Consider the following 13,489-nt stretch of genomic DNA (forward strand, 5'->3'; position numbering starts at 1 on the left):
CGCCTACAAGACGAGCGAGAGCAGCAGGACGAAGACGATCCCGACGACGGAGATCACGGTCTCCATGGCGGACCAGGACTTGAGGGTCTGCGGGACGTTCATCCCGAAGTACTCCTTGACCAGCCAGAAGCCCGCGTCGTTGACATGCGAGAAGAACAGCGACCCGGCGCCGACCGCGAGCACCAGCAGAGCGGCGTGCGTCGAGGTCATGCCCTCGGCCAGCGGCGCGACCAGGCCGGCGGCGGAGATCGTCGCCACGGTGGCGGAGCCGGTGGCGACCCGGATCAGGACGGCGATCAGCCAGGCCAGCAGCAGTGGCGAGATGTGCCAGCCGTCCGACCAGTCGAGGATCATGGTGCCGATGCCGGCGTCGATCAGGGTCTGCTTGAAGCCGCCGCCCGCTCCGACGATCAGCAGGATGCCGGCGATCGGGCCGAGCGACTTCTCGACGGTCGTGGAGATGCGTTCCTTGGTGAAGCCCGCCGCCCGGCCCAGCGTGAACATGCCCAGGACCACGGCGGACAGCAGGGCGATCAGCGGCGAGCCGATGACGTCGAAGATCCGGAAGACCAGGCTGCCCTGGTCGTCGACGAGGACGTCCACCAGCGCCTTGCCGAGCATCAGTACCACCGGAAGCAGCATGGTGGCCACCGTGGCGGCGAAGCCCGGACGCTTCTCCAGGTCGTCCGAGGCCCGGGCGGGCGTGAGGTGCTCGGGCGGGGTGACCTTCACCCAGCGGTCGGCGAACCGCCCGAAGAGCGGGCCGGCGATCGCGACGGTGGGCAGCGCGACGAGCACGCCGAGCGCCAGGGTGGTGCCCAGATCCGCGTGGATGGAGTCGATCGCGGCGAGCGGCCCGGGGTGCGGCGGCACCAGGCCGTGCATCACCGACAGGCCGGCCAGTGCCGGGACGCCGATCCGGATCAGGGAGTGGTTGCCGCGCCGGGCCACCAGCAGTACGACCGGGATCAGCAGCACGATGCCGACCTCGAAGAAGAGCGGCAGCCCGATCAGGCCGGCGATGAGCGCCATCGCCCACGGCAGGCGCCGCTCGCTCGTCCTGGCGAGGATCGTGTCGACGATCTGGTCGGCGCCGCCGGAGTCGGCGAGCAGTTTGCCGAGGATCGCCCCGAGCGCGATGAGGACGCCCACGCCCGCGACGGTCGTGCCCAGGCCGGCCGTGAAGCTGGCGATGGTCTTGGCGAGGGGGGCGCCCGCGACGGCACCGAGGACTCCGGTGCCGATGGTGAGGGCGAGGAAGGCGTGCATCTTCCAGCGGGTGATGAGCAGGACGATCACCGCGATGCCGGCGAGCGCGGCGAAGGCGAGCTGCGTGTGGCCCGCGCTGGTGATCGGGTCCGTCGCCGCCGGGGTCGCGGCCAGCAACTCGGCGCTGAGTGCGGACACGTGTGTCCTCCGTGGGGGGAGAGGGGGTGGGGGGAGGGGGCTGAGCCGAGTGCCCGCCGGGGGCCTCGGTGGGGGCTCAGCGGGGGAGTACGGCCAGGGCGCGCTCGGTGATCTGGCCGGGGCCGCCGTCGATCGGGACGACGGCACCGGACTCGTCCGGTTCCAGGGGCTCGAGCGCCTCGAACTGGGAGCGCAGCAGGCCCGCGGGCATGAAGTGCTGCATCCGTGCGGCCAGGCGCGTGGCGATCAGCTCCTGGGAGCCGTCCAGGTGCAGGAAGAACAGCCCGGGGGCGTCCTTGCGCAGGCGGTCGCGGTAGCGGCGCCGCAGCGCCGAGCAGCTGACCACGCCGCCGCGGTCGCCGCGCTCGACGATCCACGCGGCGATGGCGTCCAGCCAGGGCGCCCGGTCCTCGTCGTCGAGCGGATGCCCGGCCGACATCTTGGCGATGTTGGCGGGCGGGTGGAAGTCGTCCGCCTCGGCGTACGGGACGCCCAGCCGCTCGGCGAGCAGTCCCCCGACGGTGGACTTGCCGGAACCGGACACCCCCATCACCACCACCAGGGGAAGGTGCGGGCCTTCCGGGCCTGCCTCGGTCATCACAGGTACCTCCTCGTCCGCGTGACGGCCCCAGGAAACGCCATAGGTACTACTTATTCAAGAGGTCGAAATCAAATCGTCATACGAAGCGCTTCCCGCATAGGCTGTCGCCCATGGATCGGCAGGGAGAACACGGCGGCCTGCACGCCCGTGTACTGGCGGAACTCGGCCCCGCGATCGCCTCGGGCGCGTACCCGCCCGGCACCGTTCTGCGCATCGACGAGCTGGAGCGGGAGTACGGCGTCTCCCGTACCGTCGTCCGCGAGGCCGTACGCGTCCTCGAGGCCATGCACCTCGTCGAGTCGCGCCGCCGGGTCGGTGTCACGGTGCGGCGCACCGAGGAGTGGAACGTCTTCGACCCCGCCGTGATCCGCTGGCGCCTCGCCGGCGCCGACCGGGCCCGCCAGTTGCGCTCGCTCACCATGCTCCGCACGGCCGTCGAGCCCGTCGCCGCCGGACTGGCGGCGGTGGCCGCGAGTCCGGTGCAGTGCCGCGAACTGACCGTCCTCGCCGCCGAGATGGCGGCGGCCGGGCGAGCCGCCGACCTCGGCGAGTACCTGGTGCACGACATCGCCTTCCACCGCGTGATGCTGTCGGCCTCCGGCAACGAGATGTTCGCCCGCCTCGGGGACGTCGTCGCCGAGGTGCTCACGGGCCGGACCGAGCACCACGTCATGTTCAGCGCCCCCGATCCCGAGGCGGTCACCCTCCACGTCCGCGTCGCCGAGGCCGTCCGTGCCCGCGACGCGGAGTCGGCGGAGCGCCTGATGCGCGAGATCTGCGTCGGCGCGCTGCGCGAACTGGACGTCCTCGCGCCGTAGCCGTTGCCGTAGCCGATGTTCGGGGTGCGTGCGGGTCAGCCCGTGGGGCCCGCATGGCGGAGGATCGCGTCGACGGTCTCCTGGGGGGTCTGGCGGGAGGTGTCCAGCCAGAGGCCGATCCGCGGCGTGCCCGCGCGCAGGGCTCGGTCGAGGTCCGAGGGCGTCCATGCCCCGTACGCCCGCTTGGCCCGGCCCGCCTCGCGGGCGGCGATCGCCTCCGGGGAGGGGACGAGCACCACCACGTGCAGCGGCCGGGTGCGCAACAGGGCGATCGTGCGCGGCAGTTCGTCGCCGAGGATGACGTCCTGCAGGACGGGGGTGAATCCCGCCGCGGCGTACGCGTCCGCGCTCGCGGCGGCCAGGGTGTGCCGCAGCCGCAGTTGCCGCAGGGCCTCCTCGGTCAGGCCCGCCACGTCCCCGGACCCGTCACCGGGCAGGGCCTCGGCCCGTCCGCCGACGATCATCCGCCGGAACGCGTCGCCCCGCACGTGCGCCGAGCGGGGCAGCCGCTCGGCCAGTGCCTGCGCCACGGTCGACTTCCCCGACGCGGGGATCCCGGTGATCAGGAACATCGCTCGCACCTCATCGCCCTGGGCCCTTCCGCCACCGCGCCGGGCACCGCGCGGCACCCAGAGCGACTCTATGTTCGAGACACGTCAAGCGGAACGTCTCCGCTCGCCGAAAACCCGGTGACCGCGGTCGAGTTGGCGTGATGGGCTGGGGGCGTGTCCACCGTGCCGCCCGAACCGCCGCCCCAGCCCTACCGCTGGGCGCTGACGCACGCCCCGGGCGGCCCGCCCCCGGACCGGCTGGGAAGCCTCACGGAGGGCGCCGAGCGCCCCCGCCTGTGGTACCTGCCGGAACTGCTCGACTGCACGGGAAAGGTGCTCGCCCGCTCGCGCGGGGCCGACCTGTGCTTCGTCGGGCGCTCTCTCGACAGCATGTACGACCTGCTGACCGGGGCTTTCGAGGGCTCGCCCCGCGAGGGCGGGCTGCTGCGCCTGCCGTTGTCCCTGCGCCCGGACCGGGGCGAGATCCCCGCCCGCACCGCCCGGCTGCGCGGGCACCTCGCGGCGGCCGGACTCGCGCCGTGCGACCTGGCGCGCCGCACCCACCCCGTGGCCCTGGTCGACCTGGTCGCCGGGGGCGGCACGTACGACACGCTGTACGGCGCGCTCGCGGAGTGGGTGCGGGAGAGTCGCGAGCCGTGGTCGGCGATCCGCCGCAAACTGATCTTCGTGGGGGTGACGGCGCGGGAGCGGACGAGCCCCCACACCTGGCGCTGGCAGCAGCACACGGAGGACGGCTGGGCGCGGGCCCTGCCCGCCGGTCACGTCGTCGGCGTGTCCCTGCACCCGTGGGTGTGGTCCCACTTCGGGAACCACCAGGCCAAGCTCCAGCCCTCCTTCCCGCCCCGGCGCTGGTTCGACGCGCACGCCGCCGAACCCTGGCACGGCCCGGACCTCGCGGCGGCCCTGGCCGAGTCGCTGGCACTGGTCGAGGCCGGCCGCGGACGGCGGGTACGCGAGGCCCTGGTCCGGGTGATCGGGCGGGAGCCCGGCTTCGCGGACCGAGAGGTCCGCGCCCTGATCACGGCGCTGCGCCGCCGGCCGCCGTCGCGTCCGCGGTCGGGTTCCCGGCGGTCCGCCGGCCGGGTCAGAGGCCGCGTTGACAGGCCGGGCGGCGTCGCGTGCCGGTGACTCTCGCCTGCCGGCGTTGTCGTCGGCCCCCGCACCTGCGGCGCGTCTCCGTTCCCCGCCTCGCCAGGCTCGGCCCTCGACCCGTTCCCCGCTTCACCCCACCTCTCCGCGCAGCCTCCACGTTCGCCGGGGCGGCGGACAAGGGGCGGCCGCTGCCCGGCGGGGAGGGCGGGCGATGAGCGACAACCACCTGACGGTGATTGTGTCCGATCCGCACCGGCGCCCCGGCAGCCGGGACGCGGCGGACGGTGCCCGGGCCGTCTTGTCCGGGATGCTTCCCGACGACGACGACGACGCCCGCCGCGGCCCGGAGGCCATGTGGCGCGGCGGCGTCGAGGTGGTCTTCCGCGGCGCCAACCTGGCGCGCATCTCCTGCCCGCACTGCGGGGTGGAGCGCGGGCACGGCCGGTGGTGGTGAGGGGAAGCCGTTTCCGAGCGCCACGGCGAGGGCGTCCCGACGTTCACGGTCACGATTCCGTGCTGCGGCGCCGAGACGTCGCTAAACGAGCTGGTGTACGACCGGCCGATGGGGTTCGCGCGGTTCCGCCCCGAGGTCCTGTACCCGAACCGGGCCTGGCTGAGCGAGGAGGAACCGGCCTCCGTCGCCGATGCGCTGGGGCATCCCGTACGGCAGATCCTCGTCCACCTGCAGGCCGGGCCGAACCGTCACCGCGGAGGCCCGGCCCCGTTCCGCTGCCCCGGATCCGGGGGCGGGCGGGCAGGCTACGGGCGGTCCTTGCCGCGTGCCTCCATGACCGGGCGCAACCGCTCCAACAGGGCGTAGAGGGCCGCCTGATCCGTCTCGTCCAGGGTGTCCAGCGCTCCGTGCGTGGCCTGCATCTCCTCCCGCACGCGGTGGATCGTCTCGCGCCCGAGATCGGTGGCCACGACGTTCTTGACCCGGCGGTCGGTGGCGCTCACCTCGCGGCGGACGAAGCCGTGGGCCTCCAGCCGGTCCACGATGCCGGTGACGTTCGACGCGTCGCACACCAGCCGCTCGGCCAGGCCGCGCATGGGCACCGGGCCGCCCAGCTGGGCGAGCACCTTGGCCTGCATGGAGGTCAGCCCGTGCCGGGCCGCAGCGGCGGCGAAGTCCTGCCACTGGGCGGTGCCGATGGCGGCGAGCAGCTCCAGCAGCTGGATCTTGGTGGGCTGCACGTGCGTTGCGGCGGTCGGGGCGCTCATGCAGGCGAGTGTACTCAAATGCTTGAGATTGTGAATCATTAACTTGATGTCATCAATCATTTCCGCCGCCAAGAAACCGCGGCGTCGGCTCCGGCCGGTCTCAGCGGGGGCCCAGGAGGACCAGGAGGGATCCGGCGGCGGCGAGCGCCAGGACGCAGGCCACGGCCCAGGCCGCCGCCCGGGGCGACAGAGGGGCGGGCCGCCCGGCGTCCAGGGCGCCGATCCTGCGCTGGGCGGCCGCCGTGAACGCCAGCCACGCCGCCGCGCACAGCGCCAGTCCCAGCAGCCAGGCCGGCGACACCCCGTGCAGCGCCGCCTCGCGCCCGGCCAGCAGCGCCGCCACGGCGAAGGCGAGCGTGGTGCGCCGCCAGGCCAGCCGGGTCCGCTCCGGCTGAAGCCCCGGGTCCCGCGGCGGATCGCCGGCCGGGGCGGCCATCAGCCCGCCCACCCCAGCGTCACCGTGAGCAGCATCGCCACCGCCATCAAGGCCACCAGCACCGCCAGCACGGCGGGGAACCGCGACTCCGGCAGGTCCTCCCCGCGCCGCATCGCCCGCTCGCAGCGCACCCAGTGGTTCACCGCGCGGATGGCGCACATCGCCCCTCCGACCACCAGGACCACCGCCAGCGTCACCCGGACCGGTCGGCGCAGGTCCCGCAGGAACTGGTCGACCGCGAAGCCGCCGCCCACCAGCGCCAGCGCCGTGCGCAGCCACGCCAGGAAGGTCCGCTCGTTGGCGAGCGAGAAGCGGTAGTCGGGCGTCGTCCCCTCCGTCCGCACCCGCGCCGGGGCGAACCACAGGCCCACGGACCCGATCGCGGCCCGCACGTGCTTGATCACGGCCCCACAGTACCGAGCGGGCTCCGCGCGAGCGCGCGCTGGGGAGCGCCTCCGGGCGCGATATTTTAGCAATCGATCCAGAAATGGTATCCTCCCCCCATGGCGCGTACCAGGGAGTTCGACACCGACAAGGCCCTCGAGCGTGCGATGGACCTGTTCTGGCGCCGCGGCTACGCGGCGACGTCGCTCCAGGACCTGCTGGCCGAGCTCTCCATCGGCAGCGGCAGCCTCTACGCGGCCTTCGGCTCCAAGGACAAGCTCTACGCCCGCGCCCTGGAGCGCTACTGCGATCGCCACGCCGGCGGGCTCGTTGCACTGCTGGAGAACGCCGACGAGATCCGCCCCGCCGTCCGCACCGCGCTGATGCAGATGGTCGAGGCCGACCTGGAGGACCCCGAGCGGGGCTGCCTGCTGGTCAACGCCGCCACCGAGCGCGGCGGGGACCCCGAGACCGTGGACCGCGTCGCGGTCACCCTGCGCCTGCTGGAGTCGACCCTCGCGGCGGCCCTGGAGAAGGCGAGGGCCCGGGGCGAGCTGTCCGCCGAGAAGAACCCGGTGGAACTGGCCCGCTTCTTCACCACCTTCGTCCAGGGGCTGCGCGTCGTGGGCCAGGCCCGCGTCGGCCGGTCCTTCGTCGAGGACGCCGTCGAGACCGCCCTGCGCTCCCTGGACTGATCGCCCGCCCCGCTTCACACCGTCCGGTTCCGCCCCCGCCCCGCCCCGCCCCGCTTGGCCCCGCCCAGTCCCACCCGGAACCGGGGCGGTGCCGCATGGTGTCCCCCTGGTCATGGGAGCGATCACCACCGGGATCCGCAGACTCGTCCTCTTCGGCTGGACGGAGGCGCGCTGCTGCGCCTTCGCCGTCGCGCTCATGGCGGGCGTGGCCGGCTCGCGGCTGCTGCCGCCCCTGCCCGTCGCCCGCTACGACCTGCTGCTCTGCTACGGGATCGCGCTGAGCGCGCTGTTCTGGGCCTGCGGCTGGGAACGCGGCCGCGACGTCGCGGTGATCGCGGTCTGCCACGCGGTCGGGTTGCTCTTCGAACTCGTGAAGGTGCGCCTGGGCTCCTGGAGCTACCCCGAGCCGGGGCTCACCAAGTTCGGCGGCGTCCCGCTGTACGGGGGCTTCCTCTACGCCGCCGTCGGCAGCTATGTGTGCGCCGCGTGGCGGCTCTTCGAGCTGGGCCTGACCGGCTACCGCCGCCGGGCCATGACGATCCTCGCCGCGGCGGTGTACCTCAACTTCTTCACCCACCACTGGCTCCCCGACGCACGCTGGGTGCTGGCCGTGCTGCTGCTGTGGGCCACGGCCGGCACCTGGGTGCACTTCACGGTGGACGGCGTGCGCCACCGCATGCCGCTGGCGCTCTCCTTCGTCCTGATCGGCTTCTTCCTCTGGGTGGCGGAGAACGCCGCCACCTACGTGGGCGCCTGGCGCTACCCCGACCAGGCGGACGGCTGGGTGCCGGTCTCCCTCGCCAAGTTCGGCGCCTGGGCGCTGCTGATCAGCGTCACCTTCGTCGTCGCCAGTCGCGCAGCCGGTGCCAGGCCTCCAGGCCGTCCGGCACCCACTCCCGTTCCGGCAGGAGCCGCGCCAGCTCCTCCTCGGTCAGGAAGTCGTGCCAGGCGACCTCTTCGACCTGGGGCTCCACCGGAAGATCGCAGCGCACCTCGTACACCCGGGACCACCAGGTGTGACCGGCGGCCGCCCCCGTCCCCTCGTACAGGAAGCTGAACAGCGGTGTGGGACGCGGCAGGCCCGACACCCCCAGCTCCTCCTCCGCCTCGCGCAGCGCGGCGTCGTCGTACTCCTCGCCCGCGCCCACCACACCGCCGACGAACATGTCGTAGAGGGAGGGGAAGACCAGCTTCTGCGCCGTCCGGCGATGCACGAACACCCGTCCCTCGGCGTCCCTGGCCAGGATGAAGACACAGCGGTGCCGCAGTCCGCGCGCGGTCGCCTCGCCGCGCGCCATCCGCCCGACCACCCGGTCCTGTTCGTCCACGATGTCCAGCAGCTCGTCCGCCGAGCGCGGCGCGTCCTCCACGGTGCCTCCCGTCCGTCCCGGTGCCCGTCGGCCCGTACGGATCCATGATCGGGCCCGGGGCGGGCCCTCCGGAACCCTTCTTCTCCGCGTGCCGGGGCGGGTAGCGTGCCGCACGGGCCGCCGCCGCTCCGTTCGCGCCGCGACGAGGCGTGTGCGAGCGTGGCCGGAGGCGTATTCGCACACGCCGCGGGTAGGGAAACGGGCCCCGAACGGTCCTATGGGAGGCGAGTGATGAAGCGACCCAGGATCCTGGTCGTCGGCGGCGGCTTCGCGGGCATGGAGTGCGTGCACAGGCTGGAGCGGCGGCTGACCCCGGACGAGGCCGAGATCACCCTGGTCACGCCCTGGAGCCACCAGCTCTACCTGCCCCTGCTCCCGCATGTCGCCGCCGGTGTGCTCACCCCCCAGGCGGTCGCCGTCCCGCTGCGCCGCATGGTGCACCGCAGCGAGGTCATACCCGGGCGGGCGATCGGCGTCGACCCGGCCGCCAAGGCCGTCGTCATCAAGAAGATCACCGACGAGGAGCTCGTCACGGAGTACGACTACCTCGTGCTGGCCCCCGGAAGCGTGACCCGCACCTTCGACATCCCCGGCCTCACCGAGTACGGCCGCGGCATGAAGACACTGGCCGAGGCGGCGTACATCCGCGACCACGTCATCGCCCAGCTGGACCTGGCGTCCGCCACCACGGACCAGGCCGAGCGGGAGTCGCGGCTTCAGTTCGTCGTCGTCGGCGGCGGCTACGCGGGCACCGAGACGGCCGCCGTCCTGCAGCGGCTGACGACGGCGGCGGCCAAGCGCTACCCGCGCCTCGATCCGGCCCTCATCAAGTGGCACCTGATCGACATCGCGCCCCGCCTGATGCCCGAACTCGGCGAGAAACTCGGCCTGAAGGCGCTGCAGATCGTCAGCGAGCGCGGGGTCGAGGTCTCGCTCGGCGTGTCCGTCGCGGAGGTCACCCCCGACACCGTGACCTTCACCGACGGGCGCAAGCTGCCCTGCCGCACCCTCATCTGGACCGCCGGCGTCGTCTCCAGTCCCCTGGTGGCCACGCTGGGCACCGAGACCGTCAAGGGCCGGCTCGTCACCGACCCCGAGATGTGCATCCCCGGCGCCGACGGGGTCTTCGCCCTCGGCGACTCGGCCGCCGTCCCCGACCTGGACGTGGGCGGCGGCGCGGTCTGCCCGCCCACCGCCCAGCACGCCATGCGGCAGGGCAAGGCCGTCGCCGAGAACGTCGTCGCGGCGCTGCGCGGCCGCCCCCTCCAGCCGTACCGGCACAAGGACCTCGGGCTCGTCGTCGACCTCGGCGGGGTCGAGGCGGTCTCCAAGCCGCTCGGCATCCCGCTCAGCGGCCTCCCCGCCCAGGTCGTCGCCCGCGGCTACCACCTGGGCGCGCTGCGCACCTTCCCCGCGCGCTTCCGGGCCGCCGCCGGCTGGTTCCTCAACGCCGTCGCCGGGGACGACTTCGTCCGCACCGGGTTCCAGGCCCGCAGGCCGGCCGCCCTGAAGGACTTCGAGGTCACCGACATCTACCTCACGCCCGAGGAGATCCGCCGCCACGTCGAGTCGCTGCGCGCGACGGCCGCGTGAGCTCCCGCACCAGCCGCACCGCCCCATCCCACATCTGAACACCGACACGCTGACGGCGAGGGACATGACCCAGCGACGTGAGACCCTGCGCATCGCCAACTGCTCCGGCTTCTACGGCGACCGCCTGTCGGCCGCCCGCGAGATGGTCGAGGGCGGCCCGATCGACGTACTGACCGGCGACTACCTCGCCGAGCTGACGATGCTGCTGCTCTGGAAGGCCCGGCAGCGCGATCCCGAGGCCGGCTACGCGATGTCCTTCCTCGCGCAGATGGGAGACGTCCTCGCCACCTGCCTGGACCGCGGCATCAAGGTCGTCGTCAACGCGGGCGGGCTCAACCCCGCGGGACTGGCCGCCAAGCTGCGCGAGCTGGCCGCCCTCGCGGGGCTCAACCCCTCCGTCGCCCACCTCGAGGGCGACGACCTCCTCGGCCGGCTGCCCGAACTCCAGCACGAGGGCCATCCGTTCGCGCACCTGGCCACCGGTCTCCCGCTCGCCGAAGCGGGCGTGCGCCCGCTCACCGCCAACGCCTACCTCGGCGCCTGGGGCATCACCGAGGCCCTGCGCGCAGGAGCCGACGTCGTCGTCTGCGGCCGCGTCACGGACGCCTCCCTCGTGGTCGGCCCCGCCGCCTGGGCCTTCGACTGGGCCACCGACGACTGGGACCGGCTCGCCGGCGCGGTCACCGCCGGGCACATCATCGAGTGCGGTGCCCAGGCCACCGGCGGCAACTACTCCTTCTTCACGGAGATCGAACGGCCCGTGCGCCCCGGCTTCCCCATCGCCGAGCTGCGGCCCGACGGCTCCAGCGTCATCACCAAGCACGAGGGCACCGGGGGAGCGGTCACCGTCGAGACCGTCACCGCCCAGCTGCTGTACGAGATCGACCGGCCCGCCTACCTCAACCCCGACGTCGTCACGCGCTTCGACACCGTGACCCTGGCGCAGGAGGGGCCCGACCGCGTCCTGGTCACCGGCGCCCGCGGCGAGCCGGCCCCCGACACACTCAAGGTGTGCCTCAACCACCACGGGGGCTACCGCAACTCGGCCACCTTCGTGCTCACCGGCCCCGACATCGAGGCCAAGGCCCGCTTCGCCGAGGCGTCCCTGCTCGACGCGACCGGCGGCCCGTCCGGCTTCGACACCTACGACGTGCGCACCGAGCCCACCGCGTCCGGCGCCCGTCTGACCCTCACCGTGAAGGACGCCGACAAGGACAAGGTGGGCCGCTCCCTCTTCGGCGCCGTCGTCGGGACGGGCCTGTCCACCGCGCCCGGGCTGCACATGGAGCACTTCTCGCCCCGGCCCACCGAGTACGGGGTCCACTGGCCCGCGCTGGTCCCCGCCGCCCTCGTCCACCCCGAGGTCGTGCTCCAGGACGGCACCCGCGTGCCCGTCCCCCGCCCGCCGGCCACGTCGGTACGCGTCCCCGCGCAGCCCCCGGCCCCGTCCGCGCCCGTGGCTCACGGCCCCACCGTGCGCGTCCCGCTCGGCCTGGTGGTCGGCGCCCGCTCCGGCGACAAGGGCGGCGACGCCAACGTCGGCCTGTGGGCCCGCGACGACGCCGGGTACGCCTGGCTGCGCGCCTGGCTGGACGTCGAGCGGCTGCGCGCCCTGCTTCCGGAGGCCGCCAAACTCGCCGTCAGCCGCCACGAGCTGCCCAATCTGCGCGCCCTGAATTTCGTCGTGCACGGCCTGCTCGGCGACGGGGTCGCCGCGTCCACCCGACCCGACCCGCAGGCCAAGGGGCTCGGCGAGTATCTGCGCGGACTGGAGGCCGACATCCCGGCGGTGCTCGTCCCCGGACCACGCGGCCGGGCATGATCGCCCCATGAGCAACCTCGATGTCCACCCCGTGCCCGCGACCTGCGGCGGGCGTGAGGACGTGTCCGCGAAACCCGTCCACGACCTGCTCACCGGACGCCTCGTGCCGCTCGGCGAGAGCACCGCCGTCCGGCGTCTGCTCCCCAACCTCGGCCGCCGCATGGTCGGCGCCTGGTGCTTCGTCGATCACTACGGCCCCGACGACATCGCCGACCAGCCCGGCATGCAGGTGCCGCCGCACCCGCACATCGGGCTGCAGACGGTCAGCTGGCTGCACGAGGGCGAGGTGCTGCACCGCGACACCCTCGGCAGCCTGCAGACCGTGCGGCCGAGGGAACTGGGCCTGATGACCTCGGGCCGGGGCATCGCCCACTCGGAGGAGTCCCCGCGCGAGCACGCCCGCCTCCTGCACGGCGCCCAGCTGTGGGTCGCCCTCCCGGATACGGCCCGACACCGCGAGCCCGCGTTCGAGCACCACGCCGACCTGCCCGTGCTGAACGGCGGCCCGGGGCTCACCGCCACCGTGATCCTCGGCGAGGTGGACGGCGCGGCCTCGCCCGGCACGGCGTACACCCCCATCGTGGGCGCCGACCTGGCGCTCGCCGAGGGCACCGACGTGACGCTGCCGCTGGAGCGGGACTTCGAGTACGCGGTGCTCTCGATGTCCGGCCGGGCCGAGGTGGACGGCGTCCCCGTCGAGGCCGGATCGATGCTCTACCTCGGCTGCGGACGTACCGAACTGCCGCTGCGCGCCGACGGGGACGCGGGTCTGATGCTGCTGGGCGGCGAGCCGTTCGAGGAGAAGCTCGTCATGTGGTGGAACTTCGTGGGGCGCACCGGCGACGAGATCGCCCGGGCCCGGGAGGAGTGGAACACGGGCAGCGCCTTCGGCACCGTCCACAGCTACCACGGCGACCGCCTCCTGGCCCCGGAGCTGCCCGCGACCCCCCTCAAGCCCCGCGGCCGCGAACGCTGACGCGCCGCGAGGCGACAGCGGGTTCCGGCGCCGGTCTCCGGGGCGGCGTCCTGTTCGTGGCGGCGTCGCGCGGCGGCAAGGGGCCCGCGCGAGCGTGCGGGCCCGGCGGCGCGTGGTCTCTGTGCTTCATGCCGCGGGCCGCGTGGCCCGCGGCCTTGGCGTCGCCCTGGCCGGTTCCGCGGGCCGCGTGAACTCGCCCACCGGGCGCGACGGCGCATGGCTGCCGACGCGTGTGCGTTTCGCGAACTCGCCCGCCCTGTCGGTTTCCTGGGGTCCTGGGCGGTTCCAGGGGCTCGCCGAGGCGTGCGCCGTGCGTGAACTCGTCCAACGGGCGGGTCTCCCGGTCGGCGTTCGGTTTCCCGAGGTCCGCGTGCCGGGTGCCCACCGGGCGCGGCGGCGCACGGCCGCCGTCGCGTGTGCGTTTCGCGAACTCGCCCGCCCTGTCGGTTTCCTGGGGTCCTGGGCGGTTCCAGGGGCTCGCCGAGGCGCGCGCCGTACGTGA

14 protein-coding genes and 1 pseudogene are annotated in these 13,489 nt (G+C 73.7%); 8 read left to right on the forward strand and 7 right to left on the reverse strand.

Features of this window, described 5'->3' with window-relative positions:
- Nucleotides 1-3: 3 nt before the first annotated feature.
- On the reverse strand, nucleotides 4-1,407 hold the full coding sequence (locus AB0F62_RS31720; protein WP_361807076.1) for a gluconate:H+ symporter: 1,404 nt from the start codon (nucleotides 1,405-1,407) through the stop codon (nucleotides 4-6).
- 76 nt (nucleotides 1,408-1,483) lie between these two features.
- Complete coding sequence (locus tag AB0F62_RS31725; protein ID WP_361807079.1) at nucleotides 1,484-2,005, reverse strand: gluconokinase; 522 nt, start codon at nucleotides 2,003-2,005, stop codon at nucleotides 1,484-1,486.
- 113 nt (nucleotides 2,006-2,118) lie between these two features.
- Here AB0F62_RS31725 and AB0F62_RS31730 point away from each other — a divergent pair, with 113 nt between their 5' ends.
- Nucleotides 2,119-2,826 carry an FCD domain-containing protein gene (locus AB0F62_RS31730; RefSeq protein ID WP_361807082.1) on the forward strand — a complete coding sequence of 236 codons (708 nt, stop codon included), beginning with the start codon at nucleotides 2,119-2,121 and terminating at the stop codon, nucleotides 2,824-2,826.
- A 35-nt stretch (nucleotides 2,827-2,861) separates the two neighbouring features.
- Here the strand turns inward: AB0F62_RS31730 and AB0F62_RS31735 are convergent, their stop codons facing one another.
- Nucleotides 2,862-3,398, reverse strand: coding sequence for an AAA family ATPase (locus AB0F62_RS31735; protein ID WP_361807085.1), 537 nt, complete (start codon nucleotides 3,396-3,398; stop codon nucleotides 2,862-2,864).
- Between the two features lie 153 nt (nucleotides 3,399-3,551).
- On the opposite strand from AB0F62_RS31735, the gene AB0F62_RS31740 reads away from it, so the two are divergent.
- Together AB0F62_RS31740 and AB0F62_RS31745 are read left to right on the forward strand one after the other, a co-directional pair.
- Nucleotides 3,552-4,526, forward strand: coding sequence for a hypothetical protein (locus AB0F62_RS31740; protein WP_361807088.1), 975 nt, complete (start codon nucleotides 3,552-3,554; stop codon nucleotides 4,524-4,526).
- A gap of 175 nt (nucleotides 4,527-4,701) precedes the next feature.
- Nucleotides 4,702-4,944, forward strand: a complete 243-nt coding sequence (locus AB0F62_RS31745; protein ID WP_361807091.1) for a hypothetical protein — start codon at nucleotides 4,702-4,704, stop codon at nucleotides 4,942-4,944.
- A 305-nt stretch (nucleotides 4,945-5,249) separates the two neighbouring features.
- Here the strand turns inward: AB0F62_RS31745 and AB0F62_RS31750 are convergent, their stop codons facing one another.
- The 3 genes from AB0F62_RS31750 to AB0F62_RS31760 form a co-directional block, all read right to left on the reverse strand.
- Nucleotides 5,250-5,711 carry a MarR family transcriptional regulator gene (locus tag AB0F62_RS31750; RefSeq protein ID WP_361807094.1) on the reverse strand — a complete coding sequence of 154 codons (462 nt, stop codon included), beginning with the start codon at nucleotides 5,709-5,711 and terminating at the stop codon, nucleotides 5,250-5,252.
- Between the two features lie 100 nt (nucleotides 5,712-5,811).
- Entirely contained in the window at nucleotides 5,812-6,147 is a 336-nt protein-coding gene (locus AB0F62_RS31755) for a DUF202 domain-containing protein (RefSeq protein WP_361807097.1), read from the reverse strand.
- Nucleotides 6,147-6,551, reverse strand: a complete 405-nt coding sequence (locus tag AB0F62_RS31760; RefSeq protein ID WP_361807100.1) for a DUF202 domain-containing protein — start codon at nucleotides 6,549-6,551, stop codon at nucleotides 6,147-6,149. The genes AB0F62_RS31755 and AB0F62_RS31760 overlap by 1 nt, the downstream gene beginning before the upstream one ends.
- 99 nt (nucleotides 6,552-6,650) lie before the next feature.
- Between AB0F62_RS31760 and AB0F62_RS31765 the strand changes: the two genes are divergently transcribed.
- Both AB0F62_RS31765 and AB0F62_RS31770 read left to right on the forward strand, forming a co-directional pair.
- Entirely contained in the window at nucleotides 6,651-7,226 is a 576-nt protein-coding gene (locus AB0F62_RS31765) for a TetR/AcrR family transcriptional regulator (protein ID WP_361807103.1), read from the forward strand.
- Nucleotides 7,227-7,338: 112 nt separating this feature from the next.
- Nucleotides 7,339-8,085 (forward strand): annotated as a pseudogene (locus AB0F62_RS31770) (DUF817 domain-containing protein); the annotation flags it as partial.
- Here the strand turns inward: AB0F62_RS31770 and AB0F62_RS31775 are convergent.
- A complete protein-coding gene (locus AB0F62_RS31775) occupies nucleotides 8,060-8,596 on the reverse strand; it encodes an NUDIX domain-containing protein (protein WP_361807106.1) in 537 nt (178 codons plus the stop codon). The pseudogene AB0F62_RS31770 and the gene AB0F62_RS31775 sit on opposite strands and share 26 nt — an antisense overlap.
- Nucleotides 8,597-8,827: 231 nt before the next feature.
- On the opposite strand from AB0F62_RS31775, the gene AB0F62_RS31780 reads away from it, so the two are divergent.
- The 3 genes from AB0F62_RS31780 (at nucleotide 8,828) to AB0F62_RS31790 (ending at nucleotide 12,987) form a co-directional block, all read left to right on the forward strand.
- Complete coding sequence (locus AB0F62_RS31780) at nucleotides 8,828-10,189, forward strand: NAD(P)/FAD-dependent oxidoreductase (protein WP_361807109.1); 1,362 nt, start codon at nucleotides 8,828-8,830, stop codon at nucleotides 10,187-10,189.
- A gap of 64 nt (nucleotides 10,190-10,253) precedes the next feature.
- Entirely contained in the window at nucleotides 10,254-12,011 is a 1,758-nt protein-coding gene (locus AB0F62_RS31785; protein ID WP_361807112.1) for an acyclic terpene utilization AtuA family protein, read from the forward strand.
- Between the two features lie 7 nt (nucleotides 12,012-12,018).
- Complete coding sequence (locus AB0F62_RS31790; protein ID WP_361807115.1) at nucleotides 12,019-12,987, forward strand: pirin family protein; 969 nt, start codon at nucleotides 12,019-12,021, stop codon at nucleotides 12,985-12,987.
- Nucleotides 12,988-13,489: the final 502 nt, after the last annotated feature.

Source organism: Streptomyces sp. NPDC026673, from assembly GCF_040638135.1.
GTDB lineage: Bacteria > Actinomycetota > Actinomycetes > Streptomycetales > Streptomycetaceae > Actinacidiphila.

Bases quoted from the DNA above. Each gene is read 5' to 3' on its own strand.
- AB0F62_RS31745 (WP_361807091.1), top strand. From the start codon at position 4,702: ATGAGCGACAACCACCTGACGGTGATTGTGTCCGATCCGCACCGGCGC.
- AB0F62_RS31780 (WP_361807109.1), top strand. From the start codon at position 8,828: ATGAAGCGACCCAGGATCCTGGTCGTCGGCGGCGGCTTCGCGGGCATG.
- AB0F62_RS31765 (WP_361807103.1), top strand. From the start codon at position 6,651: ATGGCGCGTACCAGGGAGTTCGACACCGACAAGGCCCTCGAGCGTGCG.
- AB0F62_RS31725 (WP_361807079.1), bottom strand. From the start codon at position 2,005: ATGACCGAGGCAGGCCCGGAAGGCCCGCACCTTCCCCTGGTGGTGGTG.
- AB0F62_RS31785 (WP_361807112.1), top strand. From the start codon at position 10,254: ATGACCCAGCGACGTGAGACCCTGCGCATCGCCAACTGCTCCGGCTTC.
- AB0F62_RS31735 (WP_361807085.1), bottom strand. From the start codon at position 3,398: ATGTTCCTGATCACCGGGATCCCCGCGTCGGGGAAGTCGACCGTGGCG.
- AB0F62_RS31755 (WP_361807097.1), bottom strand. From the start codon at position 6,147: ATGGCCGCCCCGGCCGGCGATCCGCCGCGGGACCCGGGGCTTCAGCCG.
- AB0F62_RS31750 (WP_361807094.1), bottom strand. From the start codon at position 5,711: ATGAGCGCCCCGACCGCCGCAACGCACGTGCAGCCCACCAAGATCCAG.
- AB0F62_RS31730 (WP_361807082.1), top strand. From the start codon at position 2,119: ATGGATCGGCAGGGAGAACACGGCGGCCTGCACGCCCGTGTACTGGCG.
- AB0F62_RS31790 (WP_361807115.1), top strand. From the start codon at position 12,019: ATGAGCAACCTCGATGTCCACCCCGTGCCCGCGACCTGCGGCGGGCGT.